General features: G+C 48.7%; 4 protein-coding genes. 3 read left to right on the top strand and 1 reads right to left on the bottom strand.

The window, feature by feature from the left end; all coding sequences use genetic code 11:
* Nucleotides 1-1,060: 1,060 nt before the first annotated feature.
* The 3 genes from J0895_RS22640 to J0895_RS22650 all read left to right on the top strand — a co-directional run bounded on the left by J0895_RS22640 (nt 1,061) and on the right by J0895_RS22650 (nt 5,037).
* The gene (locus J0895_RS22640; RefSeq protein WP_207090255.1) at nt 1,061-2,113 is read left to right on the top strand and encodes a hypothetical protein; all 1,053 of its coding nucleotides are present in this window, start codon (nt 1,061-1,063) and stop codon (nt 2,111-2,113) included.
* A 213-nt stretch (nt 2,114-2,326) separates the two neighbouring features.
* A complete protein-coding gene (locus tag J0895_RS22645) occupies nt 2,327-3,427 on the top strand; it encodes a hypothetical protein (RefSeq protein WP_207090256.1) in 1,101 nt (366 codons plus the stop codon).
* 128 nt (nt 3,428-3,555) lie between these two features.
* Entirely contained in the window at nt 3,556-5,037 is a 1,482-nt protein-coding gene (locus J0895_RS22650) for a mechanosensitive ion channel domain-containing protein (RefSeq protein WP_207090257.1), read from the top strand.
* Nucleotides 5,038-5,183: 146 nt separating this feature from the next.
* On the opposite strand, the gene J0895_RS22655 is transcribed toward J0895_RS22650, so the two are convergent.
* Nucleotides 5,184-6,092: a hypothetical protein gene (locus J0895_RS22655; protein ID WP_207090258.1), complete on the bottom strand. Its 909-nt coding sequence runs from the start codon at nt 6,090-6,092 to the stop codon at nt 5,184-5,186.
* Nucleotides 6,093-6,477: the final 385 nt, after the last annotated feature.

The raw sequence follows: 6,477 nt of genomic DNA on the forward strand, positions 1-6,477 counted from the left end.
GGCGATCGCCGAGGGAATCACGGATCAATCAGTCGGATATTCGGGTTGAGAGGACACGGTTTCAGGTGGCTGAAAGCATCGGCACAGTAGCGTAAAGACAACCGGGTTTCTTCACAAAAATGCTAGGAATTAGCAACAACTTCTGTCAGTGAAGCCCGGTTTTTTGTTCTCGTTTACCCCATCCGGGGCCGGGGTCCCAGAATAAATCACAGCGAAGCTGTACCCGGGCTGAGAAACAATCAAACCCAGGGCGACGGGCTGAAAATTGCCCCGATTCCCTCAGCAATGGTAGATTTTAAAACAACTTTAGCCATCACATCCCTAATGATGACCGTAATAGAGTGCAACCGGAATCTAATATTGAAAAAATTGTCGAACGGATCTTCCTCACACACCGCATCACGCGGGCGGATCAAAGAATCTTTATGATGACCCTGTTATCTAAGGATTCCCTGACCTCAAAAGAGCAAATTTTGATTGATCGAGTATTTGAGGCTTTACGCCAGGGGTTGTTAAGGGTTGTAGATTAGACCCCGGGCAAAATCTTGAGCAGACTCCCGAGCCCTTTCTCAGCAGATTCCCTAAATCTAGGAATGCTGACAAAAGGGGGGAGTTGCCAAATCATCCCAGCAGTCTAGGGCGTCGGTCCAGATCAAGGATGCGGATTGTGGAGTTCCGTCCGTGGCGATCGCCTGTTTGGGGTGACTCCTCTTTTTCCTAAACAGAAGGACATCCAACTCAGAGTCAGGAGTTTTATCCCCGGAGATCGTCAGTGTGACCCATCCTTGAGCCGAACTCTTGATCGTTCCGCATGGGCCTAACCGAGGGCGTCGGTACAGTCGAAAGAAGACAAACCGGGGTTCTAGGGAAAATCTCTACTCATGAGCCACTTTAACTTTGGGCGATCAAACCCAGTTTCTTGTCCGTTTTATCTTATAGCTGAACTGATGTATTAGAGAAAGTCGAAGTTTGAGGTAAAATCCGATCTACCGACTAAGCTAAAGTTTCCCGTGGGTATTCTCGACAGTAAGATGATTTCAGAATCTACCTACCTCCTCCCATGCCCTTATTTAATGCACCGACAGACCAAAAAGAACTCGCCAGAACGGGCCAACCCGAGGCGATCGCTGCTGTAGTCAATCACGCCATTCAATCTCAAGGGATAACTGCAAAAGCCGTTCTCAAAGACGGTTCTTTGCTACTCTTGCTTGAATCAGCAACAGTCCCCGATCCCACGGCCCTAGTTCCTTTCATTAAGAATGGTCTAACCGAGTTGGGGATTGAGTCAGTTCCTACCTTGAAGATTTACGGACGCAAAATCGGCGATCGCCTTCCGGCGTGGCAAGAAGAAATAGACATCGAACCCCCAGAATCCGCATTTGCAACCGATGAGGATATGTTCGCTACCGATGAGGATATGTTTGCCGAAGATGAGGATGTGCTCGCCGACGATGAGGATATGCTCGCCGAAGATGAGGATATGCTCGCCGACGATGAGGACCTGCTCCCGGACGAAGAAAATCTGATGGCCAACGATGATTTAGAGGGGCCTGATGAAGACGAGTCAGCGGAATACCTCGACGACGAGGACGAGGACGAGGACGAGGACGAAGAAATCGCCTCGGGCAAACCCCAGGGCAAAAAATGGTATCAGAATAAAGTCCTGCTGATAGTTCCTCTGGTTGTTTTAATTCTATTTCTAGGCGGGGGTGCTGCCTACTGGTTTTTGATGAGAGGTCAAGAGACTACAACTCCCGCCTCTGACCCTGCGGACCCGGCAGCATCCGCGCCGGCCCCCACCCCGGACCCAGCAGCAGAAGCGCCGGCCCCCACCCCGGACCCAGCAGCAGAAGCGCCGGCCCCCGCCCCGGACCCAGCAGTAGAAGCCTATAGAGAAGCGGTGAGACTAGCCGAGGAGGCGGCAAATCAATCCCAAACGGCTCAAACCCAGGCGGAATGGAATCAAATTGCCGTTCTGTGGCAGGAGGCCAGTGATTTGATGGGCCAAATCCCAGAAAACAGTCCTAATTACCCAGCGGCTGAACCCCGAGTCGGGCAGTATCAGCAAAACGCTGATTCGGCTCGACAACGGGCTGCAAATGCTTTGGAGTAAAGGGAAGTGGGTTTGAGCGCTAGGAAGGAATTGGGGTGATTGAGCTTCGCTAACACCCCAGACAACCCGAGGGGTTGAGACTTTTGCCCAAAGGGATTGCTGTTGGAGCGATCGCGAGGGTGCGAATGCTGTGATCGGCAAAACTGACCCGGTCCTTTATCCTGATGATTATCGGTATTCACGCTTTTTTCTAATCATCCCCGCGTGCCAGCTATGACACAGACTGAGCTTTTGGAACTTGCTAAACAGGGCCGCCCCACTGCGATCGCCGCCCTGATCAATCGGTCCCTCGAACCAAAAGGGATTACGGCGAAAGCTGCCCTCAAGGGTCGGTGCTTGCAGATTACCCTTGCAGCCCCCAAGGTTCCCAATCAAAAAGTTTTAGCTGGGTTTATTTATCAAGGGGTGATGAAATTGGCACCCGAGGCGATCGCCTCCCTGAAAGTTTTAGGTCTTCAGACTGGACAGAAGGCCCCCGCCTGGTCCCAAGAGTTTAAGCTCTCCCCCCAGGCAGAATTCTCCGAGGAACTCTCGGCGATCGCACCCGTAGAGGCTCCCGTTTCGCGGACTGGAGGTTCCCGCAAGTCCCCAACATCCAACCCATCCCCCTCGGTCAAAAAGGGGAAAACCCCGGGCAGAACTACCCAATCCGGGAACGGCGATCGCTTAAAAATACCGCCCCAATTAGCCGATAATTCTGCCTCAGTTCCTCCCAGTACAGAACAAACGGCTGAAAGTGAAAGGCGATCGCGTCTCACCGCCCTTGACTATGAAGACTTACTGCGAGATATCGGTCAGTTTCCCCAAACTGGAAAATTCAGCGTGGATTACTACTACGCCATTCCTAAAATCGCTCAGGCTCTGGCCGAATTGATGCCCTCAACCAGTGAAATCCTTGACGTTGTTGGGGTGCGATATCAAGGTCAATTAGCCTGTATTGTACTGACTGAGAGGGGTTTAGCTTGTTTTTCCTGTCCGGATTTTTCCCGAAAAGCGATTAAAACTTTCGGGGTGAATTTGAATAAAATTAGTCATCTCAGCGCTGGAAAACGAGGGCTGATTATTTATCAACCAAAAAGCCTCAAAAAACATTTTTATTTCTATAATAAAAGACTGGGTAAAAATTTTATAGAAGGAAAACTTTCTGAGTTTATTTCTGTAGAAAAAACTCGATTTATTCCCGACGATCGCCATGAAGTTACTCTAACGCTATTTGGGTATTTTGCCTTATTTTTATCTTTGCTGGTCAATCTGGCCGGATTGGGAGCAGGAGTCTGGTTTTTAATTCAAAGAATGATGGAAAATCCCTTTTAGTTTTCTCCTATTCATTCCCAAATTTCTGGAATTTTCACCCCACCCACTCAACAATTAACACAGCAAAGATTCTCTGCAACGAGTGAGCTTAAATCAAATATAAAATTACTGTTAGGCAGTTTAGTTCAATGGTAAATTGGATCATCAAGCAGACACAACACCTTTTAAACGTCTTCGGTGAGATATTTACTAAAGATTTGTTTAGAGTCGGAGGGAATGAATTTTCCCTAAATCGCCTCGCTCAACTGCTGTTACTCAGTGCGATCGCCTATTTGATCTCCCGCAGGGTGAATGAATGGATTAAGCTCCGGTTATTAGGCCGCTTAAAATTTCACATCGGGACCCGAGAAGCGATCGCCTCTGTCATGGGATATCTTCTGAGCGCCCTCTCCTTTCTCATCGTCCTCGAAAGTACGGGAATTGACCTGAGTTCCCTCACCGTCGTTGCTGGGGTTTTAGGAATTGGCATCGGGTTTGGGTTGCAAAATATCGCCAGTAACTTCATCAGCGGAATCACCTTATTATTTGAACAACCCATTAAAGTCGGCGACTATATCCAAGTCGATGATCTATTTGGAACCGTCGAAAAAATTTCCATTCGTTCTACCATTGTTCGGAGTCTCGATGGGGTATTTGTAATTGTGCCTAATATCCGATTTGTCGAAACCAATATTATTAACTGGAGTTATCAAGACCCGAAAAGTCGCCTACATATTCCCGTCGGTATCGCCTACGGGACCGATCCGGCTTCAGTGACTGAAGCCCTCCTGAGTGCAGCGCGTAAAGAACCTGACGTATTATCTGATCCACCGCCGAAAGTCTGGTTTCAAGGCTTTGGGGAAAGTGCCTTAGACTTTCGACTGTTAGTCTGGATTGATGAACCCCAAAATAGCGACCCAATTAAAAGTGCCTTGAATTTTCGGATTGAATGTGAATTGCGTCAGCGAGGCATTGAAATACCGTTTCCGCAGAGAGATTTACATATTCGCAATCTCGACTCCTTGAATAGCCTGTTTAAAAATCAGATTTTCCATCTACCCAGCCAAGAAACGGTTCCCCCATCGGAGAATTTTCCCCCCAAGCTTGAACAAGCCATTCCCAAATCCCCGAATAACTGGACATTGCGAGATTTGTTACGTCGAATGCCGTATTTTGAGACCTGTAGCGATATGGAATTGCTGCACTTAATTGAGTACGGATATAGACAATTGTTTCCTGGCGATCGCTTAATTTGTCAGGAAAATGACCCGGGGGATTGCTTTTATATTATTCTGTCCGGTTCGGTCGAAGTCTTTTCCCAGCGACTGCAAAAATATATTGCCAGTCTGCACGCCGGTGAGTTTTTTGGAGAAATTTCTTTACTCATGGGGATTCCCCGTTCGGCGAGTGTAAGAACCCTGGAAGATACGATTTTATTTGTAATCGACCGAAATGATTTACAACGGTTGTTAGTCACTCATCGGAATTTAGCCGATCGCATTGCCGAAAAATTATCCGAAAGACAACAATCCCTCAAAAGTTTAGGATTGCTGGTGGATGAAGAAATTGAAGGGGAAGAAAAGCCGTTGATTTGGATTCGCAAGCGGTTAAATACCCTATTTGGAATTTAACCCTACAGAAATCAAGACTCAATTTGAGCAACATCAGAGCCTAGAGACAAGGGGAAGAAATCCAGGTAAAACCTTTCTGCTGATCCCGTCAGCGTAGCTAGTGGTTTCAGAACACCGGACTTGAATTCCCCAGTCCAAGCTGCGAATTAGAGTTGTTCTCGACGCAGGCGATCGCCTTGAGTTTGGGCATCCTCGCTGTAACTGCGATAGAGTTCCGTGCGGTTTTGAGCGATTTTGGATCGGGGATGATCCGCAGGAACTGAAGCCATCAACATGGAAGCCTGTTCCCACTTAGCGGCAATTACCAACCATTCCGACGAGGTTTGAGCCACTTTCCCATCATCGGAAGCTTGTTCAGCTAATCGCACCGCTTCTGCAAAGGCATCGCGATCGGAGACTGATGACTCTTCAGAATTGCCGGAAGTCAGGGAAAATTGACCTGAATTCAATCCGGCCTGAATTTTGGGCCAGTTATAAATCAGTAAACCCAGAGTCACCAGTAACAGGCTCACCCCGAGGCCATTGAGGATCCCCCGACGAAATTGGCGTTCTTCTCGGACTTGACGGGAATAGGGAGATTTGGGGAAAGCTGGGTCAGTCCGGGGTTTTGGTCGGGTAAAATCTTGGCCGATTTGTTTGAAGATATTGGCTTTTTTCAGGGTAATCAGTTGGGTCCAGAGCAGTTGATGTTCAGGATCGCGGTTAATTTCCTCCAGCCATAACAACTGCTGTTCTCGCACCAGACGGCTGTTGATATGGACTCGACGAATATTGCGCGGTGCCAAAGACTCTAAAATATGACGAATGCGATCGACCACAGTAGCTTGGTCCAGGAGTTCAGGACTCAGAGCCTCGCATAGCAGTTGCAACACGCCATCAGCAAACACGGCGCGGGTTCTGACGCCGGAAGGAGCCAGTTTTTCATTCAGGACTTGAATAATCGCCGATACGCTGCCCTGGCGAGCTTGATTGGCGATATCATCCATCGGATGTACCATGCTTGGGTTTAGCAATTGATTGTTTGTCAACTCTATAAAAGCGGTATTAGTTTGCATTTAGCTGTCTTCGTCGTCAGCCCCACACCAGATCTGTACCCAGATTGGTGTCGGGATGGATAGACGGGTTGTTTCCGGGGAGCATCCCAATGCTCGCCGCCCTCACCCTAAATCCCTCTCCCAGAGTGCGAGAGGCCTGTCCTGAGCCCTGAGCCCCGCCGAAGGGTCGAAGGGGAATTTTAATCTGGCTCCCCCCTTCGACCCTTCGACCGGCTCAGAGCTCAGGACAGGCTTCTCCCTTTTTGGGAGAATGGGGCTCCGGGGGATGAGGGCAGACTGTCCAAACATCGGATGCACCCTGTTTCCGTACCTACAATAACCCATTAATTGATGACTTCACAGACACCTCCTCGTCTTAAAAGCGGTTGAACCTTGCTAACATTGA

Origin of the sequence: Phormidium pseudopriestleyi FRX01, from assembly GCF_017313335.1 — a bacterium.
GTDB classification, from domain to species: Bacteria; Cyanobacteriota; Cyanobacteriia; order Cyanobacteriales; family Laspinemataceae; genus Laspinema; species Laspinema pseudopriestleyi.